At 61.1% G+C, this 2,747-nt stretch carries 2 protein-coding genes; both read left to right on the top strand.

Going from position 1 to position 2,747, the window contains the following annotated elements:
- Nucleotides 1-2,410 (top strand): periplasmic nitrate reductase subunit alpha (gene napA, locus WCA53_RS27970; protein ID WP_423918547.1); only part of this gene is annotated, 2,410 nt, incomplete at its 5' end.
- A 10-nt stretch (nt 2,411-2,420) separates the two neighbouring features.
- The coding region (locus tag WCA53_RS27975) for a nitrate reductase cytochrome c-type subunit (protein ID WP_423918552.1) at nt 2,421-2,747 on the top strand (327 nt) is incomplete at its 3' end.

A 2,747-nucleotide genomic window follows, 5' to 3' on the forward strand; every position in this document is an offset into this window, starting at 1 on the left:
CGGCGCCGCGCTGACCACGGCCGCCGATTCGGACGTTACCTGGTCGAAAGCGCCATGCCGGTTTTGCGGCACGGGCTGTGGCGTCAGCGTGGGTGTGAAGGCGGGCAAGGTCGTGGCGACCCAGGGCGATCCGCTGGCCGAAGTGAATCGCGGGCTGAACTGCGTCAAGGGCTATTTTCTATCGAAGGTCATGTATGGCGCCGACCGCCTGACCACGCCTCTTTTGCGCATGAAGGACGGCAAATACGCGAAGGACGGCGAATTCACCCCGGTGTCGTGGGATCAGGCATTCGCGACCATGGCCGAGCAGTTCAAGCGCGTGCTGAAGGAAAAGGGGCCGACGGCGGTGGGCATGTTCGGCTCCGGCCAGTGGACCGTGTTCGAAGGCTACGCCGCCGTGAAGCTGATGAAAGCCGGATTTCGCACCAACAACCTTGACCCGAATGCGCGGCACTGCATGGCGTCGGCGGTAACGGGTTTCATGCGCACTTTCGGCATGGACGAACCCATGGGTTGCTACGACGACATCGAGCAAGCCGATGCCTTCGTGCTCTGGGGTTCGAACATGGCGGAAATGCACCCGATCCTCTGGACCCGCGTGACTGACCGGAAGCTGAGTTTCCCTGCGACGAAAGTGGCCGTGTTGTCCACGTTCGAGCATCGCAGTTTCGATCTTGCCGATTACGAACTGGTGTTCACGCCGCAATCGGATCTTGCGATCCTGAATTACATCGCGAACGTGATTATCAAGACGAATCGGGTGAACAAGGATTTCGTGTCGAAACACGTGACGTTCAGGGAAGGCAACACGGATATCGGCTATGGCTTGCGGCCTGACCATCCGCTGCAGAAGGCCGCCAAGAACGCGGGCGACGCGAACGGTTCAAAGCCGATCGACTTCGAGACCTTCGCGCGCTTCGTGTCCAAGTACGACGCGGACTATGTCACCAAGCTGTCGGGTGTGCCGAAGGTCAAGCTCGACCAGCTCGCCGAGCTTTACGCGGACCCGAAGATCAAGGTCATGTCGTTCTGGACCATGGGTTTCAACCAGCACACGCGCGGCACGTGGGCGAACAACATGGTCTACAACATCCACTTGCTGACCGGCAAGATATCGACACCCGGCAATAGTCCGTTTTCACTCACCGGCCAGCCATCGGCGTGCGGGACGGCGCGCGAAGTGGGCACGTTCTCACACCGGCTGCCGGCGGACATGGTGGTGACGAACCCCGAGCATCGCGCGCACGCGGAACAAATCTGGCGCCTGCCGGCCGGCACCATTCCCGAGAAGCCTGGGTATCACGCTGTGATGCAAAACCGCATGCTCAAGGACGGCAAGCTGAACGCGTACTGGGTCCAGTGCAACAACAACGTCCAGGCCGGCGCGAACCTCAATGAGGAAACGTTGCCGGGGTATCGGAACCCCGCGAATTTCATCGTGGTGTCGGATGTGTATCCGACCGTAACGGCCGTGGCTGCCGACCTGATCCTGCCATCGGCGATGTGGGTCGAGAAGGAGGGTGCCTATGGCAATGCCGAGCGTCGCACTCAGTTCTGGCATCAACTGGTCGACGCACCCGACGGCGCGCGTTCCGATCTCTGGCAACTCGTGGAGTTCTCGAAGCACTTCAAGGTCGAGGAAGTGTGGCCGGCGGAACTGATCGCGAAGAAACCGGAACTGAAGGGCAAGACGCTCTACGACGTGCTCTACCGCAACGGCCAGGTCGACAAATACACGCTGAAGGAAAGCGATCCCCGCTATCACAACCACGAATCGAAGGCGTTTGGCTTCTACCTTCAAAAGGGCCTCTTCGAGGAGTACGCAACCTTCGGACGAGGCCACGGCCACGACCTCGCACCGTTCGACGCGTATCACGAAGCACACGGCCTGCGCTGGCCCGTGGTCGATGGCAAGGAGACGCGCTGGCGCTACAAGGAAGGCTCCGATCCTTACGTTAAGGCAGGCGCGGGCTATCAGTTCTATGGCAACAAGGACGGCCGCGCGGTGATCTTCGCGTTGCCCTACGAACCGCCGCCCGAACCGCCCGACCTCGAATACCCGTTCTGGCTGGCAACCGGACGCGTGCTCGAACACTGGCATTCGGGTTCCATGACGCGGCGCGTGCCGGAGCTGTACCGGGCGTTCCCGAATGCCGTGTGCTTCATGCATCCCGACGACGCCAAAGCCCTTGGCCTGCGACGCGGCGTGGAAGTCGAGGTGAAGTCGCGGCGCGGTTTCATCCGTACGCGCATTGAGACGCGTGGCCGCGACCGGCCGCCGCGCGGGATCGTGTTCATTCCATGGTTCGACGCGAGCCAACTGGTCAACAAACTCACACTGGACGCAACCGACCCCATCTCGCTCCAGACCGACTATAAAAAGTGCGCCGTCAAAATTGTCAAAGTTTGAGGAGGCGGCCATGCGAGCGTGGACCGTGGTTTCGTCGATTTCGTTGGTTTTAGCAGCGTGTTTTTTTGCGTATTCCCAAGTAACGCCGGCCCAGCCGATGATTCCCGCTGAACCGTTTCACGACCCCATGCGCGGCACGACGCCCATCGACGAAGAGGCGAAGCCACCGCTGATCGCACCAACCGAAAACAAGGACGTAATCCGTGGCCGCGCATACGCACAGCAGCCGCCGACGATCCCACACAAGATCGACGGCTATCAGCTCGACAAGAATGCAAACCGCTGCCTCGCGTGCCATGCGCGCAGCCGTGCGGCCGACAGCGGAGCGGTGCCCATC

The sequence above is a fragment of the Caballeronia sp. genome (assembly GCF_049581465.1).
In the GTDB taxonomy this organism is placed as follows: Bacteria; Pseudomonadota; Gammaproteobacteria; order Burkholderiales; family Burkholderiaceae; genus Caballeronia.